We start from the raw sequence: 18,398 nt of genomic DNA on the forward strand, positions 1-18,398 counted from the left end.
TGCGGTTTAGAGCTCTACAACAACCGCTTGAGACGCACGGGTCGCCTTGGCTCGCGCGGCCTCGATCGATTCATCCCGCGCCAGTGCCACGCCCATGCGGCGCTGACCGTTGACTTCAGGTTTGCCGAACAGACGCAACGCCGTGTCCGGCTCGCTCAGCGCGGCGCCGAGGTTGGCGAAGGCAGTCTGGGTCGATTGCCCTTCCACCAGAATCACCGCCGAAGCCGATGGCCCGAACTGACGGATCAGCGGTACCGGCAAGCCCAGAATCGCGCGAGCGTGCAAGGCGAACTGGGACAGGTCCTGGGAGATCAGCGTGACCAGACCGGTGTCATGCGGGCGCGGCGACACTTCGCTGAACCACACCTGATCACCTTTGATGAACAGCTCGACGCCGAAGATGCCACGGCCACCCAGCGCTTCGGTGACTGCTTTGGCCACGCGCTCGGATTCAGCCAGGGCAATCGGGCTCATGGCCTGTGGCTGCCAGGATTCCTGGTAATCGCCTTTTTCCTGACGGTGACCGACCGGCGCGCAGAACGTGGTGCCGCCGACGTGACGCACGGTGAGCAGCGTGATTTCGTAGTCGAAGTCGATGAAACCTTCGATGATCACCCGCCCTTTGCCGGCGCGACCGCCCTCTTGCGCGTAGTCCCAGGCCTTCTGCACGTCATCGACGCTGCGCAGCAGGCTCTGGCCTTTGCCCGACGAGCTCATGACCGGTTTGACGACGCATGGGAAGCCGAGGTCTTCAACGGCTTTGCTGTAGTCCTCGAAGGTATCGGCAAAGTGATACGGCGAGGTCGGCAGGTCGAGTTCTTCAGCGGCCAGACGACGGATGCCTTCGCGGTTCATGGTCAACTGCGCCGCACGGGCGGTCGGGATCACGGTGAAGCCTTCAGCTTCCAGCTCGACCAGGGTGGCGGTGGCGATGGCTTCGATTTCCGGCACGATGAAGTGCGGCTTCTCGGCTTCGATCACGGCGCGCAGGGCGGCGCCGTCGAGCATGTTGATCACATGGCTGCGATGCGCAACCTGCATGGCCGGCGCGTTGGCGTAACGGTCGACGGCGATCACTTCAACGCCCAGGCGCTGCAGCTCGATCACCACTTCCTTGCCCAACTCACCACAGCCACACAGCAATACGCGGGTCGCGGTTGGCGACAGTGGAGTTCCGATACGGGTCATCTCAGGTCCTCAAAGCAGCGGATCATCGAGGAAAGCAACGCCAGCCGCGCTTTCCATGGGGAGAAAGCGCGGCATTTTACATGAACCCGAGGGTTTGGCTTCAGCTGGCGACAGCCTGTTTGCGCTCGCGCCAGGCCATGATCAGCCACACGGCGGTAACGCCGGCGAATTTCGAGGCCAGGGCGGTGATGATCACCGGCGGGGTCAGCAGATCGATCATGCCGAAAAAGATGAAGGTATCGAGGGGAATGCTCAGCGCCGAACTTATCCACAGGCGGTCGCGCAACGGCCGTTTGGTGATGCTGAACACCAGCCAGTCGATGCACTCGGAGACCGCGAACGCCGTGGCACTTGCCAGGGCGATAGAGGGATCGGAGGTGACGTAGGACAGCACCAGGGCCGCCAGCATCGCCACGATTGCACCGTGACCGAAGCGCGTTTGCACCATGTCACGCAGCACGAACACCAGCCCGCCCCAGGCCGACCAGATGATGTCCAGGTGCGGCGCGGTGGAGAAGGCGAAGTTGATCAGCACTACGCTGCTGATGTAGGCGATAAGAAAGATCATGGGGGCGGCCTGTGAATTTGGCGCACAGGTTACTGGACCGCAAGGTCAAGAGCCACCCCCTCACCCCAGCCCTCTCCCCAAGGGGCGAGGGGGAAAGGGAGCAGATCGGGGGCTATTCAAAATCTGGGTTCGACTCGGTGTTTCAGGTCGGCGTACAGCAAAAAACACCTCGGTCAGTCTCCTCTCCCCCGGGAGAGGGTCAGGGTGAGGGGCTTCTAAGGTTCACGACGATTTCGCCGGCAACATCCACACCAACCCACTAGCCTTCGCCCGCTCATGACACAACCCCAGTACCACCCGGCGCTCGTCATTGTTCATGCGGCTCCAGCGGGTAATTTCTTCCACGGTACGCTGGCACCCGGTACAGACATCAGCCTCATCCAGCGCACAGATATTGACGCAGGGCGAGGCAACAGGTCGTTCAGCGCTAGTCATTGTTCTTGCTCGGCCAGATCGCGGGCATAACGCTGCGAGTTATGCACATAGTGGGCGGCGCTGGCTTCGAGCATCTTCTTTTGCGCCTCGGTGAGTTCGCGTACAACCTTGCCCGGCGAGCCCATCACCAGCGAGCCATCGGGAATCTCCTTGCCCTCGCCGATCAGCGAGTTGGCGCCGATGATGCAGTTCTTGCCGATCTTCGCACCGTTGAGGATCACCGCGTTGATGCCGATCAGGCTGTAATCGCCGACCGTGCAGCCATGGAGCATGGCGTTGTGGCCGATGGTTACGCCGGTGCCAATGGTCAGCGGGTAGCCCATGTCGGTGTGCATCACCGTGCCGTCCTGCACATTGCTGTTCTTGCCGATCAGGATCAGTTCGTTGTCGCCGCGCAGCACGGCGTTGAACCAGACGTTGGCGCCCTCTTCCAGTCTGACCTTGCCCACCAGCACGGCATTGGGGGCGACCCAGCTCTGTGGATGGGTTTCGACACGGGCGTCGCCCAGGCGGTATTTCATGGTGTGGTCCTCAGGGCTTGCGGTGATGGGCCATTCGAACGATGGCTAGGTATTGATGAAGCTTTTCGGCGGCTCGTGCAGGTTGATCCTGGCGTCATAGAGCAGATTGACCAGTTCGACGATCATCATCGCCGTCAGTCCCCAGATCTTGTACTCGTCGAAGCGGTAGCTCGGCACGTACCAGCTGCGGCCCTGATAGTCGATGCGATGGGTGTGCTCGCGCGGGTCTTTGCGGAAGAACTCCAGCGGCACGCTGAACACCGCAGCGATTTCGGCATCGTTGGGCTGGTATTCGACGAAATCGGGAATCACCCCGACGTACGGCGTGACCTTGATGCCATGCAGGGAGATCAGCGGACTGAGCGGGCCGATGACTTCCACCAGCCCCGGTGGCAGGCCGATTTCCTCTTCGGCTTCTCGCAGCGCGGTGAAGATCAGGTCCGGGTCTTCCGGGTCACGTCGACCACCCGGGAAGGCGACTTCGCCGCCGTGGGTCGAGAGCCCGCTGGCGCGCAGGGTCAGGACCAGCTCCGGCTCGTCGCTGCGGGTGATCGGCACCAGTACGGCGGCCTCGGGAAAGCGTGCGTCGGTCTCCAGCGTGCGCGGTGTGTGGTTGCTTACCCTATGCAGTAGCTCATCCAGCATGAGTGTTCTCGATCGGTACCTTACCCGGCATCATGCACCAATCGATGCGAGCGCCCAAGCCCCCGAAACCCGACGTGTCGCGAAACGACAACTTGCCGACCGGCACCGCTGCACGCCAAGATAGGCGCAGCATTCAGGAACCTCAGCATGAAATTTTGCAGCCACTGCGGTAACCCGGTCACCCAGCGCATTCCCGAAGGCGATTCGCGACTGCGCTATGTCTGCGAAAGCTGTCAGACCATTCATTATCAGAATCCCAATATCGTCGCCGGGTGTGTGCCGACCTGGGGCCGCCAGGTGCTGCTCTGTCGCCGCGCCATCGAACCGCGCCTGGGCTACTGGACCCTGCCCGCCGGTTTCATGGAAAACGGCGAGACCATCGAGCAGGCCGCCGTGCGCGAAACCGCCGAAGAAGCCTGCGCCCGCGTGCGCAACCTGAGCATCTACACGCTGATCGACGTACCGCATATCAGCCAGGTGCATGTATTCTTCCGCGCCGAACTGGTCGATCTGGATTTTGCCGCCGGTCCCGAAAGCCTTGAGGTGCAGCTGTTCGACGAAGCGGACATCCCTTGGGACGATCTGGCCTTCCGCACAGTGGGGCGCACACTGGAGTGTTTCTTCGCGGATCGGCGCGTCGAAAGTTATCCGGTGCGTTCGGAATCGATTCCACCGCTGACGCAACCAGCCATCACTTGATTTCGTCGCGCACCGGCCGATAACACCACACACCGCTGTCCAACCTGTATCTGCGTCACTTTTGGGGAATCGTTTCAATGCGCTGGTTGCTTGCCCTGTTTTGCCTGTCATTCGTCACAGTCTCGCAAGCGTCATTCGTGACCACCGTGACACCGTCGAATACGCCATTGATCGAAAAAGTCCTGGTGCTCAAATCGGCGCATCAACTGCAATTGATCACCGACGGTAAACCCTTGAAGACCTATCGCATTTCGTTGGGCAAGGGCGCGAAGAAAGGTCCGAAACTGATCGAAGGCGACAAGCGCACGCCGGAAGGCTTCTATTGGATCGACTGGCGCAAGACCAGCGACAAATTCAACCTGTCGATGCACATTTCCTACCCGAACATCAGCGACTCGGCCCGCGCTCGCCGCGAAGGCGTCGAGCCCGGCGGGATGATCATGATCCACGGCACGCCGGACTCCGAAGACAACCCGGAGCAGTTGTTCCACACCCTCGACTGGACCGACGGCTGCATCGCCATGCGTAACGTCGACATGCGCGAAGTGTGGAATCTGGTGCCGGACGGCACGATGATCGAGATTCGTCCGTAATTTCAGCGCGACCGCCGGTCGGCCCGAAAAATAAATCAAAAAAATCGCAGCGTGCTTCAGCGTCTGTCCGGTGATACCACTCTCACCGGCGGGGCTGATCCAGGCTGCGATTTTTTTTGTGCCCCCTGCTCACCACTAATACCACTTGAAACCCACCCTCCAGCCAAGACCCCAGCAAGCGCTAAAACCGGCTTTCCTCGCGTTGACATGGTATGCAAGTGGTATTAGTTTCCGCCCGACTGCCGAGCGACAACAATCCTATATCAGCGCCGGAAATGCCCTACATGAACGATCTCCTCGCCCTACGCCCCGATGACGCCCAGCCGACGCCGCTGTACCTGCAACTGGCGCGCAATCTGGAAGCGGCGATCCATGCCGGGCAATGGAAAGCCGAACAGGCGATGCCATCGGAGCGCAATCTCAGTGAATGGCTGGGGATTTCCCGGGTGACCGCACGCAAGGCGCTGGAAGTCCTGCTGGAGCAAGGCCTGATCCGCCGTCTGCAAGGTTCTGGCACGTTCATCACCCCGCGCCTGGAACAACCGCTGTCGCGCCTTTCCGGTTTCAGCGAAATGCTCCGCCTCAAGGGCTTCGTCCCCAGCTCGCACTGGCTGGAGCGCGAAATCACCCTGCCGACCCACGAAGAACTGATCCGCCTCGGCCTGTCGCCGAACGACAAGGTGGCGCGCATGAAGCGTCTGCGCAAAGCCGACGACACCGTGATGGCCATCGAGATGAGCACCCTGCCCGCCTCGATCATGCCCAAACCGCAAGCGGTGGGTGATTCGCTCTACGAATACCTCGACGGCATCGGTAAGCCGATCGTCCGCGCCTTGCAGCACATCCAGGCGATCAATGCCTCGGACGAGTTCGCCGCACTGGTGGGCATTGCCCCCGGCACCGCCATGTTGCTGATGACCCGAGTCGGTTACCTGGAAGACAACACGCCGATCGAAGTCACCGACACCTATTGCCGCAACGATTACTACGACTTTGTCGCAGAGCTGCGCCGCTGAGAGCGGCGCCGGAACCGAGAAAACATCATGTCCGAAGACAACATCCTCACCGCTGACGGCTGGATTCGCGGCCGGCTGATCCACGCCCGCGGCAAAGTCGTGGCGATCGAAGGCGAGCCCTGCGATCCGACCGATAACGACCTGCCGTACCTGCTGCCGGGTTTCATCGACCTGCACGTCCACGGCGGCGGTGGCAAAGACATCATGGAAGGCGCCAGCGCTTTCGAGACCATCAGCAAAACCCACGTTCGTTTCGGCACGACATCGCTGCTGGCCACGACCATGACCGCGCCGAGTGCGGAGATCACCAGCGTACTTAAGGAGGTCGGAGAATTCTGTGAACAGCGTCCGCAAGGCGCGGCGCGGGTCCTCGGCGTCCACCTCGAAGGCCCGTATATCAATCCCGGCAAACTCGGCGCGCAACCAAACTTCGCTCACACCGCGTTGATGGCTGAAGTCGAAGAATATCTGGCCCTGGCGCCGATCCGGGTGATCACCATCGCGCCGGAGATCGCCGGTCACGATGGATTGATCCGTGAACTGAGCAGCCGCGGTATCCGCATGCAGATCGGCCACACCCTCGGCAGCTATGAAGAAGGGGTTGCCGCGTTGAACGCCGGCGCCACCAGCTTCACCCATTTGTACAACGCCATGAGCCCGCTGCATCACCGCGAGCCGGGCATCGTCGGCGCGGCCCTGGCCCACGCGCAGTACGCCGAGCTGATCCCGGATTTGCTGCACGTGCACCCCGGTGCGATCCGCGTCGCGTTGCGTTCGATCCCGTGCCTGTACTGCGTGACCGATTCGACTGCCGCCGCCGGCATGCCCGACGGCGAATACAAGCTCGGCAGCCACACCGTAACCAAATGCCTGGGCGGCGTGCGCCTGCCCGACGGCACCCTGGCCGGGAGTACGCTGACCATGGATCAGGCCCTGCGCAATCTGGTGAAGATCGGTCTGCCGATCAGCGAAGCCTCGCAGCGCCTGTCGCAATTCCCCGCCGATTACCTCGGCCTCAACGAACGCGGGCGCCTCGCCCCCGGCGCCTGGGCCGACTGCGTGCGGCTCGATCGCTCACTCACACTGACCGCCGTCATGGTCGAAGGAGAAGACATTGACTTCAAAAATGCTTGAGGAGGCACTGTCCTCGTTCGAGGCCGTGCACGCTCAGCTGCAACAGCTCGACCCGCAGCTGATCGAGATCGCCGGGCGTCTGCGCCGTCAGCCGCCGCAAGTGGCGATGACCGTCGCGCGCGGCAGCTCCGACCACGCGGCGAGCTATTTTGCCTACCTGACCATGCAGCAACTGGGCGTGCCGGTGGCGTCGTTGCCGATGTCGGTGGTGACCATGCAGCAGGCGCCATTGAAGGTCAGCGGTCAGGTCGCGTTTGCCTTTTCCCAGTCGGGACAAAGCCCCGACCTGGTCAACAGCCTGCGCCTGTTGCGCAAACGTGGCGCGCTGAGCGTGTCGATGGTCAACGCCGCCGATTCACCGCTGGAAGCGGCGTGTGAATTCAGCGTGCCGCTGCTCGCCGGAACGGAAAGCAGCGTCGCCGCGACCAAAAGCTTCATCGCCACCCTCAGCGCCAGCGCCCGTCTGGTCGCGCACTGGAAAGAGGACGACGAATTGTTGCAGGCACACAACGCCCTGCCCGAAGGACTGCGCGAAGCCGCGATCCAGGACTGGAGCGCCGCCATCGATGCACTGCGCGATTGCCAGCGGCTGATGGTCATCGGGCGTGGCGCCGGTTTCGCCATCGCTCAGGAAGCGGCGCTGAAATTCAAGGAAACCTCGGCGATTCAGGCCGAAGCCTTCAGCAGCGCCGAAGTCCGTCACGGCCCGATGGCACTGATCGACGAACATTATCCGCTGCTGGTATTCGCCCCCCGCGGTGCGGAACAGGCCGGGCTCTTGAGCCTCGCGGCAGAAATGCGCCAGCGCGGCGCCCGCGTGTTGCTGGCCGCTCCCGATGACGTGGCCGAGCGTGACCTGACCCTGAGCCGCGCCGAACACCCGGCCCTCGATCCGATTCTGGCGATCCAGAGCTTCTACGTCATGGCCGCAGGCCTCGCCGTGGCCCGGGGCATGGACCCGGATCAGCCGCGCCACCTGAGCAAAGTGACCCGCACCCACTGAGTGCCCTGACTGCATACCTGATGAGACCGAGCCATGCACAACAACAATAAAGAGCTGACCCTCAGCGCCCCGCTCAGCGGGCCGGTGCTGACGCTCGCCAAAGTCCCGGACGCGGTGTTCGCCAGCGGCGCGATGGGCGACGGCATCGCCATCGACCCGCTCAACGATACGCTGTATTCGCCGTGCGCCGGGGTGATCATTCACGTCGCGCGCACCGCTCACGCCGTTACCGTGCGCGCCGACAACGGTGCGGAGATTCTTCTGCACCTGGGCCTCGATACCGTTGAGTTGAACGGTGCCGGTTTCTCGATGCTGGTCAGCGAAAATCAGCGGGTCAGCGTCGGCCAGCCGTTGTTGCGCTATGACCAGGACCAGGTCGGCCAGCACTGTAAAAGTCTGGTCAGCCTGTTGATCCTGACCAACAGCCACGACTTTCAGGTGCGCCCGATCACGCTCAAAGCGGTAAAAGTCGGCGAGCCGTTGCTGCACATCGTCGCACGCAACGACTCAGTGGCAGGTGTTGAAGCCAGCGCTGGCCCCGAAGTTCGCGGGCAGGTGCGCGTGGCCCATCGCGGTGGCTTGCATGCCCGTCCGGCGGCGCTGATCCGCCAGACTGCGCAGGGTTTCAACAGTCAGTCAAAGCTGCACTTCGCCGGTAAGTCGGCGCCGTGCAACAGCCTGATCGGCCTGATGGGCCTGGCGATTGGCGAGCAGGACGAGATCCAGGTCAGCTGTCAGGGCGCGGATGCCGAAGCGGCGCTGCAAGCCTTGCTCAGCGCATTGTCCACCGCACTGCCGGATGATCATTACGCTAAGGCGCCAGTCAGCACGGCGCCGCTGAAACGCCCGGCCGAGGCGGGTGTGTTGCACGGTGTTTGCGCGGCGCCGGGGCTGGTCGCCGGGCCGTTGTTTCGCTTGAACGCAATCAGCTTGCCGGCGGACGCGGGCAACCACGATCCAGTGCAGCAACAACACACTCTCGATGCGGCATTGAACGCGGTGCGCAGCGACATCGCCGCCACTCTCGCCCAGGCGAAAAAGCACAACAACGCCGACGAAGAAGCCATCTTCGCCGCGCACATGGCTCTGCTCGAAGACCCGGCACTGCTCGACGCCGCAGAGCAACTGATCCAGCAAGGCAGCGCGGCGACTCACGCCTGGAGTCAGTCGATCGACGCGCAATGCGACATGCTCCAAGGCACCGGCAGCCCATTGTTGGCCGAGCGCGCCAATGATCTGCGCGACCTCAAGCAACGAGTGCTGCGCGTCCTGCTCGGCGAGGCCTGGCACTACGATATACCGGCCGCTGCGATTGTCGCGGCGCATGAACTGACCCCGTCGGATCTGCTGCAACTCAGCGCGCAAGGGGTCGCCGGGTTGTGCATCGCCGAGGGCGGCGCAACCTCACATGTGGCGATTCTCGCTCGCGGCAAAGGCTTGCCGTGCGTGGTCGCACTGGGTTCGGCCTTGCTCGATCAGGCGCAAGGCCAGGCGGTGGTGCTGGATGCCGATGGCGGTCGCCTCGAACTGGCGCCCAACAACGAGCGCCTGGCCGATGTGCAGCACGCGCAAATCGAGCGCCAGCAGCGTCGCGACGCGCAACAGGCCAAGGCTCACTTGCCCGCCGAAACGCGCAATGGCGTGGCCATCGAAGTCGTCGCCAACGTCGCCTCCGACAGCGAAGCCGCAGACGCCTTCGCCTACGGCGCCGATGGCGTCGGTCTGCTGCGCACCGAGTTTCTGTTCGTCGACCGCCAGACTGCGCCGGATGTCGAGGAGCAGCGCAGCGCTTATCAAGCGGTGCTCGACGCCATGGGCGACAAGTCGGTGATCATCCGCACCATCGACGTTGGCGGCGACAAGCAACTGGACTACCTGCCGCTGCCCGCCGAAGCCAACCCGGTGCTCGGTCTGCGCGGCATTCGTCTGGCGCAGGCGCGCCCGGAAATCCTTGATCAGCAATTGCGCGCGCTGTTGCAGGTCCGCCCGTTGCGCCGCTGCCGGATCCTCTTGCCGATGGTCACCGAAGTCGACGAACTGCTGCAGATTCGTCAGCAGGTCGATGCGTTATGTGTGGAACTGAACATCACTGCGCGCCCGGAAATCGGCGTAATGATCGAAGTGCCCGCGGCCGCGCTGCAAGCCGAACAGCTGGCCGAGCACGCCGACTTTCTCTCCATCGGCACCAACGACCTGTCGCAATACACGTTAGCCATGGACCGCGACCATGCCGGTCTGGCGGCGCGCGTCGATGCCCTGCACCCGGCATTGCTGCGGTTGATCGCCATGACCTGCGCCGGTGCGGCAGTGCACAAACGCTGGGTCGGCGTCTGCGGCGCCCTCGCCTCTGACCCGCTGGCAACGCCGGTGCTGATCGGTCTGGGCGTGACCGAACTGTCGGTGAGCCCGGTGCAGATCGGTGAAATCAAGGACCGCGTACGGCAGGTGCACCAAGGCGAATGCCAGCGTCTGAGCCACGACCTGGTCAAGCTCGGCAGCGCCGCCGCCGTGCGTCACGCCTGCCAGCAGCATTGGCCGCTGCCCTAACAACAAGCTCTCGCTAAAGAGCAGGAGAATCAACATGTACCAACTCTTCATCGAAGGCCTGCAACGCCTCGGCCGCGCGCTGATGCTGCCGATCGCGATCCTGCCGATCGCCGGCCTGTTGCTGCGCCTGGGCGATACCGACCTGTTGAACATCGCCATCATTCATGACGCCGGGCAGGTGATCTTCGCCAACCTGGCAATGATCTTCGCCATCGGCATCGCCGTCGGTTTCGCCAGGGACAACAACGGCACGGCGGGCCTGGCCGGGGTGATCGGCTATCTGGTGATGATCTCGACCCTGAAGGTCCTTGATTCGACCATCAACATGGGCATGCTCGCCGGCATCGTCAGCGGTCTGATGGCCGGTGCGCTGTACAACCGCTTCAAGGACATCAAGCTGCCGGAGTATCTGGCGTTCTTCGGCGGCCGGCGGTTCGTGCCGATCGTCACCGGGTTCGCCGCCGTCGGACTGGGCGTGCTGTTCGGCTACATCTGGCCGCCGATTCAGCACGGCATCAACGCGTTTGGCGCGCTGATGATGGAAAGCGGCAGTATCGGCGCGTTCGTCTTCGGTGTGTTCAACCGCCTGCTGATCGTCACCGGTCTGCACCACATCCTCAACAACATGGCGTGGTTCGTCTTCGGCAACTTCACTGACCCGAGCACCGGCGCGCTGGTGACGGGCGACCTGTCGCGCTATTTCGCCGGCGATCCGAAGGGCGGCCAGTTCATGACCGGGATGTTCCCGATGATGATCTTCGGCCTGCCGGCGGCGTGCCTGGCGATGTACCGCAACGCCCTGCCAGAGCGGCGCAAGGTCATGGGCGGGATTTTCCTGTCGATGGCGCTGACCTCGTTTTTGACCGGGGTGACCGAGCCGATCGAATTCGCTTTCATGTTTCTCGCACCGCTGTTGTTCCTCCTGCACGCCTTGCTGACCGGCCTGTCGATGGCGATCACGAATGGCTTGAACGTCCACCTCGGCTTCACTTTCTCCGGTGGTTTCATCGACATGATTCTCGGCTGGGGTCGCTCGACCAATGGCTGGCTGGTGATTCCGGTCGGGCTGGCTTATGCGGTCGTCTATTACTGCGTTTTCGATTTCTGCATTCGTCGTTTCAACCTGAAAACACCGGGACGCGAAGATGTGGCGGTTGCCGAAAAAGCCGTCCTCGGTGACAACGAGCGCGCCAGTGCTTACATCAAGGCTTTGGGCGGCGCCGAGAACCTGCTGACGGTGGGTGCTTGTACAACGCGCCTGCGCCTGGAGATGGTCGATCGCAACAAGGCGTTGGATAGCGAGTTGAAAGCACTCGGCGCGATGGCCGTGGTTCGCCCCGGCAAGGGCGGCAGTTTGCAGGTGGTGGTCGGGCCGCTGGCCGACAGCATTGCCGACGAAATTCGCCTCGCTCTGCCGACGTTGGGTCGCGCTCCGGTCCCCTCGCCGACGGCGGTTGTCGATGAGCCGAAATCGCTGACAGTCGCCAGTGCCGAGGCGCAGCAATGGCTGAAGGCGTTGGGCGGTGGCGACAATGTGCTGCAGCTCGATTGCATCGCCCTGACCCGGATTCGTCTGCAACTGGCCGATGGTGAGGCGTTGTCCGAGACGCATCTCAAAGCGCTGGGATGTCAGGGCGTCAGCCAACTTCAGGGCGGGGTCTGGCATTTGCTGGTAGGGGACAAGGCAGCAAGTCTGAGTGAGGCAATCGAGCGTTTGGCGAGTCGCCGAGAGATCAACGCGCAAGCTTGAATTTCTAGCGTCACGGCGGGCCTCTTCGTGAGGGGCTCGCTCTCCTCGCAACGAGGTGTACGCCAAAAACCCTACATATATACCACCCCTCAAAACATCCCCCTCGCCATGCTGGCCCCTCATCCCCAGCCTGGAGAAAGTGCCCATGAGCACGCCCAAAGCCCCCACACCCGAAGAGATCAAAAGTGATCTCAACCAGATCGGCGACTACCTGTTCCAGACACCTGATCCACTGCTTCCCGAGCACCCGCCGAGCACCGAACAGGCCTACCTGAAAAAACTCAACGAGCAGTTGAAAACCTACCGCACCGGCTACCTGCAACGCAGCCGCGCGCTCTACCAGACGCTGGAAACGAGCGACCTGCAAAGCGTCACAGGGAAAAAGCTCATCGCGACGCTGAAGATCCGCCTCAACACCCAACTGATCAACCTGGACCTGCGCGACCAGATCGGCGGCAAACCGGCGAAAACCTTCCTGAACTACGATGCCGGATTCACCGCCATCGGCCACGAAGCGCGGCAAGCCGTCAGTGATCGCCTGCTCCACCCGCAAGCCGGCAAACTGCTGAATAAACTTGATCTGGGACCGATGCTGCGCCCCGCCATTTATGCGCTGCAATTCAGTTATCAGAACAACACAGTCGACCTCGCCGGCGCGTTTGTTGTCACGGAGAAAGACAGCCCGCGAGTCAGCGACTTGCTGACAGACCAGAGCGCCGGCTACGCCGTGCTGTTCACTCCCGCGCGAGGCATCGAGCTCTTCAATTCCCTGGCCGATCTCGACACCTACCTGCGCGAGTCGCTGAACTCGCGCAGCGGCCACGACGATTTCATGCATTTGCTGCCGACGCGATACCACGATGTCGGTGCCGCAGGAATCTGGCCGCTGTCGCTCACGCCCATCGACAGCAAACCGTTGTTCGAACATATTTACGACGCCCTGATCGAAAAACGCACGCAGGATATCGAGCGTGCCTTGAGCTTCGCCGACAACCCGCAGCAAGCCCCCAAGCTGTTGCTTGCGGCGCTCGATAAAGCGATCGCCGCCGCCCTGCCGGATCTGACGCCACGCCTGGAGCTGCGCGCACAAACCCTGTTCGAACGCCATCTGCGCTACAGCGCACCGGACTGGTACCGCAGCGCCAGCAGCGCAAAGCAGCTCGAACTGGCGCAGCACCTGAGCAACTACCAGCAGGCGCGGCAACACTTGCTCGATCTGATGGAGCCGTTGGGCAGTCCGCTGGCATTGGCTCGCCAGCAATGGCTGGAACGCCTGAGCGATGATCTGGAAATCGACGATCTCGAGCCGGAAAAACTGCAGATCAGCACCGATCGCCGAGTGCCGGGCTATGGCGTTTACATCCATCAATGCAATCTGCTTGAGTTGTCCTTGCGCGGCCCCCACACCGGCGATGAATTGCCGGGTTCGCAATTTCTGAGCTACACCACCCTCACCTATGACGGCGAACCTTTGTCGCCAGACCATGCTGACCTGACGCCGGCATGGCTGGTCAAGCAAGCGATACGTCTGCAACCGCGCATCGACTTCAATGGCCTGCAAAAAGACATGCACTCAGGAGCCGCCATCAAACCAGCGCTTGAGCGCATGCTTGATCAACGTATCGTCGCCCTCGCCCATACCGCGGTGCTGCAAGGGCACCTGGTCGAGAGTGATCTGGCACTGATCGAGCGCTTGCGCAGCGGCAGCGATCCGCACCTGCGCGCCGCCACCCTGTCGCTGCACGGAGCACAATTGCAGGATTTGTGGATTCTGCGCCAGAGCGATGCCAGCGGCGCCATCAAGCGCATCTTGCTGTGCACGCCACAAGCCCCTCGCGAGCAACAGTTTCAGGCCTTCGACAGTGAGCGTGAATGCCAGACCCATTTGTTGGGCTGGGCGAAGCACAGCGATGTCGCCGACAGCATGGCGGGCTACCTGATCAGCCGCGTACCGATGCGTTTCCGTCCGACACTGCGCAAAGTACTGGCGGGCCTGAGTTTCAAGCCTGAAGCGCTGGAGCACCAGAAGGTCACTCTCGATAACTGTGGCGACCACCTTGCTTGCCTGAAAGCGATGGCCGAACACGTGCTCGCTACGCGCGTTGATGACTACGATTTCAGCACACCACTGTGGTATCGCTCGACCACCGCAGCCAATCGCAGAAAGCTGGCGACCCTGAGCGAAGAAGCCGAAGGCGCGTTGCGTGCGTTCAATCAGCATGCCTTGTCCGGCCGCCACTTTCCGGCATTTGATGACTACGTCCACCAGCACGCAAGGATCAGTCTGAATCGCCTGCTCAAGCGTCCGGCCAATGACGTCGACCCGGATACCGTATGGGCCTACTCGCCGATGTCCATCGTGCCCGCATTGACTCCGAAACCACTGTCGTACACACAGCTGTATCGCGACGGTTATGCCGATGGCGTCGGTTTTCTCGATGCAAAATTCTCCCGTTCGGCGCGCTTCAAAGGCCCGCCAGGCGTCGATGTCAGCAGTCTGACCGCGCAGAATGTGGCGCGCTCGGTCACAGGTATATGGATCGGAGAGCGCTACACCAACAAGGTCAAAAGTGATCTGCAAAGTTCGACGAGCGAAGGCTACGAGTTCAGACGCAATACGACATTGGCGATCACTCAGCGTCAGATGAAAAGTGCCGCGCTGGAGTGCCAACTGCAAGGCCATATCGCCAGCAGCGACCTGCAATGGCTGGAGCAAAGCATCGACAGCATGGACGAAAACGCTGGGCCGACTCGCACGAAGTTTCCCATCCATCGCTTGATGATCGACGGCGAATGGGTGATCGATACATGGCTGTTCAGCCATGCGGATAATCCGGTGCTGCTCTATACCCCGGACGCGCCCGACGGCGTCAGGTTTCGCGAAGCGCGGCTGTTCAACTACCTGCTTCAGCAGCAGGCCGGGATGATCGAATACTTCACATCCCGGGTTGGCGTGAGTGCGCAAACACGGGTGCGAACGTTCCTCGAAAACGCGAAAAAACAGCTGCCCAAAGATCTCAATAAAACCACGCCCAGCCCGGCGCGCTACGATGCAACACCGGCCACCGCTGCCGTCAACGATTTGCGCGCGGCGCTGTACAACATGAAGCTGCAACGCCGGATCGACAACGTCCACGCCACTACCACCAGTCGCGCGCAGATGATCGCCGGGCTGATCTGGACCAGTGTGGAATGGCTCGCCGCGATTGCCACCGCGCCGTTCCCGCTACTGAGTTTGAGCACCGGCCTGCTGCTGGCCTTCAAGGACGCGATGCTCGCCTTGCACGCTTATCGCCAAGGCAACAATGGCGAAGCCTTCAGGCATTTGCTCGGTTATATGTTCAACAGCGTCGGCGCCGTGTTGACCGATTTGCGCCCCGCGGTGAGGTCACTCAACCACGTGCGTCGACCGGTGCGCCAGGCGCTCGCCAGTGCCGGCAATGAACAGCAGAATGTCGTGGCGCTGGTCGACCAGGTCGCGCCCCAACCCGAGTGGGACAACATGCGTGTAGTGGTCTTCAGAAGCCAATTTTACTACACAGAGAAAAACCCCGACGCACTCGGACGTCATTTGCTTTACAAACGAAAGCCGAATTCCCCTGACCTCGTTTCGACCGGCATTCTGGTGGTGCCCGATGCAAACGGCATGATGGTGCGCAGCGGCATGGCCGGCGGTGCGCCAAAGTACGATGCCGTGCCAGAGTCTCCGGGCCCGTACAGGGATTATGGCGTGGCGGACAAGTACCGCCAGCGCGTCGAAACGGTGATGAATCCGCAAACCCGAGACGACATTATCCGGCGCGGTCAGGATTACATGGGCACCAGCCCCCTTGCGACCATGGTCAGTGCAGCCGATGAACTCGCCTCGACACGCGCCGCCTACCTGAAACAGGTCGAAAAACTCACTACCGATGCCACCCGTCATTTCGCCGAGCTGGCCTCCCTGCCCGCCCGCGCCGAAGTCCCGGCAGTTGCCGCCGATATTTCCATTGCACAGCTGATCGCCAGCGATGCATTCAAAGGAAAAAACCTGGTGATCGGCGCGCAGCCCGGTTCTATCGCCAGCAAACAAATGTTGATCGATCATCTGGACGATTACGTGGCAAGTGGCTTCAAACGCCTTTATGTCGAGTATCTGGCGGGGGATGTGTTTTACCCCAAGCTTGCGAAAATGAACAAGGGTGGAACCTGGAAGCACATCAAAGCCCACCTCAAAGCTGTTGACCGCGCCCTGGGGCACGAGAAGGACGCGCCATATTCCTATCTGGCACTGGTGCGTACAGCTCGGGAAAAAGGTTTGACGATCCATGCACTGGACGCCTCGACCAGTTATCAGCTGGAACACGCCATGGTGCTCGCCGACATCTCGCCATTGACCCCACGCAGCAACAGCGTCAGAAATTACTATTCGCACAAGACGCTTTCCGCCGATAGCGCCGATGCATCCGGCGAACGCTGGATCGTCCTCACCGAACAGACCCGCATGAGCACCTTCGACGAGACGCCCGGCCTGGCCGACCTGCACGACGCCATTGCCGTACGGGTTGAAGACATCGACCTGTACCAGCCGCAACGTGTCGGACTGGATTCGCCAGGCTCAATCGCCGGGGATGCGGCGGCCAAGGGCGACTACCTTGTACAGACACCGACCGCGTACAAGGCACCCCAACCGGTCTCGAAGCCAGCGCCAACGGCCACGACGTCCAGTCAATTGGGCGACTACGATATGGCGCCGTCGTTTCACGGGGATGTTGTCCGGCTCATGCGCGACCGTAACGGTTTGAACAGTTTCTACGATCCGGCAAAAAGTGACCGACTGCTATTCAGCGCATTTGTTGGCGCGCGCCAGCGCTTGGGCAAAGCGGCCAGAGACAGATTCACTGCCTTCAAACCTGCACCAGCAGCGGCGCTCCCGACCCTTACCGCCGGCGAGACTTTCGAGACATTTTTGCAGAAAATGGCCGACGGCCGATTGAATCTGCTGTTGGGTGAAAATCCAACCGAGGTGTCAGCCAAGGCGCTGCTGAAGAAACACATGAAGGCATTCAAGGATTCGGGTTATGACACATTGTACCTGGCGCGTATCTATACCGATCTGCATCAGGCCGAGCTGGACATTTTTCACCTGACCCAACGCATGCCCGAGCGAGTCAAGGCTCATCTGCAAACGCTGAGCGCGGACCGACCGAGCACTTATGTGGGTACCGACAATTACAACGAAGTCTGCGAGGCAGCGGCCAAATACAACATCCGTATCAGGGCCCTTGATTGCGTCGCCAGCTATAACGTCAAGGGGTTGCCTGATCCGGAACTGTCGCGGCAAGAGATGTTCAGCTATTTCGCCACCGAGGCAATCAAAGCCGACCAACTGCTCCACGGGCCGCATAAATGGATGGCCCTGATTGACAGAACCCATACCAATTACAGCATGGGCGTACCGGGGCTCGGCGAGACGCTGAGCGCGGTCAGCCTTCATGTACGCGACAGCACGCCTGAACTGGCCAGCGCAGTCCAACCGGGCGCGTGGGCGACAATAATCCCGGAAAACGCCATCAGCGCACGGGCGTTGCGAAGTGACTTCACGGTTAACATCGCGGTGGTCGGCTGGAAGGAAATTGGCTCCGCACCGCCAGTCAATCGCAGCAAGCTGACTCAACCGGGCATGTTTCTGATCGAAAATGAAGGCACCAGCGGGACTCGTCTGGTGCATAAATCCAAAACCGGCGACATCGTTGTCACGCCGGTCCAGGTGAATGACAAAGGCTTGTTGTTCGTCGATCGTTGGGAGAAGAAAGATCAGGGCTTCAAATACCTGCGCACGCTGATCGAAATGCTTGTTAAGGACGTCAAATTGACACAGGTGAAATAACGCGGGTTCGCTTGCAGGTTGTGGAAACCACTGGGTTTGCAAGCCCAGTGGTTTTTTTATGCCCAAAAGCTGTGATTGTCCGCAGCGCTTGGGCAGCAGACGGGAAGGTTCTGCCGATTCAGAAATTGCTTTAACAGACTTCTAATCGCCACCCTCACCCTAGCCCTCTCCCAGAGGGAGAGGGGACTGATCGTGGGGATTGGAAGACATCCGCCGAGATGAAATATCGAGTCGAACTCAGGTTTTGAACGGCCCATCAATCGGCTCCCTCTCCAAGGGGAGAGGGCTGGGGTGAGGGGCGAATCCAAAACAAATCCCAAGCCAAGCGCCGCTTCTAACCACTCAACAATGAGCGTTAGCTCGAGTGCTCTTGATCTTGCGTCACCGGCGACGTCGGAAGGCTGAGCGGAGGGATTGATCCCGGAGCGAA

The 18,398-nt window shown here is 61.4% G+C and carries 13 protein-coding genes; 8 read left to right on the top strand and 5 right to left on the bottom strand.

The annotated features are described in order from the left end of the window. Window positions 1-6 precede the first annotated feature (6 nt). The 5 genes from purT to BLU24_RS23495 form a co-directional block, all read right to left on the bottom strand. Window positions 7-1,188 carry a formate-dependent phosphoribosylglycinamide formyltransferase gene (purT, locus tag BLU24_RS23475; RefSeq protein ID WP_093104442.1) on the bottom strand — a complete coding sequence of 394 codons (1,182 nt, stop codon included), beginning with the start codon at window positions 1,186-1,188 and terminating at the stop codon, window positions 7-9. Between the two features lie 100 nt (window positions 1,189-1,288). Then, window positions 1,289-1,756, bottom strand: coding sequence for a VUT family protein (locus BLU24_RS23480; RefSeq protein WP_090281913.1), 468 nt, complete (start codon window positions 1,754-1,756; stop codon window positions 1,289-1,291). Window positions 1,757-1,978: 222 nt separating this feature from the next. Further along, the gene (locus BLU24_RS23485; protein ID WP_093104445.1) at window positions 1,979-2,191 is read right to left on the bottom strand and encodes a DUF1289 domain-containing protein; all 213 of its coding nucleotides are present in this window, start codon (window positions 2,189-2,191) and stop codon (window positions 1,979-1,981) included. Further along, window positions 2,188-2,712, bottom strand: coding sequence for a gamma carbonic anhydrase family protein (locus BLU24_RS23490; protein WP_090281911.1), 525 nt, complete (start codon window positions 2,710-2,712; stop codon window positions 2,188-2,190). Before BLU24_RS23490 ends, BLU24_RS23485 begins: the two co-directional genes overlap by 4 nt. A gap of 45 nt (window positions 2,713-2,757) precedes the next feature. After that, window positions 2,758-3,357, bottom strand: coding sequence for a CoA pyrophosphatase (locus tag BLU24_RS23495; RefSeq protein WP_090281910.1), 600 nt, complete (start codon window positions 3,355-3,357; stop codon window positions 2,758-2,760). 147 nt (window positions 3,358-3,504) lie between these two features. On the opposite strand from BLU24_RS23495, the gene BLU24_RS23500 reads away from it, so the two are divergent. From BLU24_RS23500 to BLU24_RS23535, 8 genes are all read left to right on the top strand, one after another. Then, window positions 3,505-4,056, top strand: coding sequence for an NUDIX hydrolase (locus BLU24_RS23500; RefSeq protein ID WP_093104452.1), 552 nt, complete (start codon window positions 3,505-3,507; stop codon window positions 4,054-4,056). A gap of 77 nt (window positions 4,057-4,133) precedes the next feature. Beyond that, window positions 4,134-4,649: a L,D-transpeptidase family protein gene (locus BLU24_RS23505; RefSeq protein ID WP_090281908.1), complete on the top strand. Its 516-nt coding sequence runs from the start codon at window positions 4,134-4,136 to the stop codon at window positions 4,647-4,649. Between the two features lie 284 nt (window positions 4,650-4,933). Further along, window positions 4,934-5,665, top strand: coding sequence for a GntR family transcriptional regulator (locus BLU24_RS23510; protein WP_093104456.1), 732 nt, complete (start codon window positions 4,934-4,936; stop codon window positions 5,663-5,665). 27 nt (window positions 5,666-5,692) lie between these two features. Beyond that, entirely contained in the window at window positions 5,693-6,799 is a 1,107-nt protein-coding gene (gene nagA, locus BLU24_RS23515; RefSeq protein ID WP_093104459.1) for an N-acetylglucosamine-6-phosphate deacetylase, read from the top strand. Beyond that, complete coding sequence (locus BLU24_RS23520) at window positions 6,780-7,802, top strand: SIS domain-containing protein (RefSeq protein WP_093104461.1); 1,023 nt, start codon at window positions 6,780-6,782, stop codon at window positions 7,800-7,802. Before nagA ends, BLU24_RS23520 begins: the two co-directional genes overlap by 20 nt. A 33-nt stretch (window positions 7,803-7,835) precedes the next feature. Next, on the top strand, window positions 7,836-10,349 hold the full coding sequence (gene ptsP, locus BLU24_RS23525; RefSeq protein WP_093104464.1) for a phosphoenolpyruvate--protein phosphotransferase: 2,514 nt from the start codon (window positions 7,836-7,838) through the stop codon (window positions 10,347-10,349). 34 nt (window positions 10,350-10,383) lie between these two features. Further along, window positions 10,384-12,099 carry an N-acetylglucosamine-specific PTS transporter subunit IIBC gene (gene nagE, locus BLU24_RS23530; protein ID WP_093104467.1) on the top strand — a complete coding sequence of 572 codons (1,716 nt, stop codon included), beginning with the start codon at window positions 10,384-10,386 and terminating at the stop codon, window positions 12,097-12,099. Window positions 12,100-12,244: 145 nt separating this feature from the next. After that, window positions 12,245-17,968, top strand: a complete 5,724-nt coding sequence (locus BLU24_RS23535; protein WP_093104470.1) for a membrane-targeted effector domain-containing toxin — start codon at window positions 12,245-12,247, stop codon at window positions 17,966-17,968. The last annotated feature ends 430 nt before the right edge of the window (window positions 17,969-18,398 follow it).

The organism is Pseudomonas sp. Z003-0.4C(8344-21), from assembly GCF_900104975.1.
Taxonomy (GTDB): Bacteria; Pseudomonadota; Gammaproteobacteria; order Pseudomonadales; family Pseudomonadaceae; genus Aquipseudomonas; species Aquipseudomonas granadensis.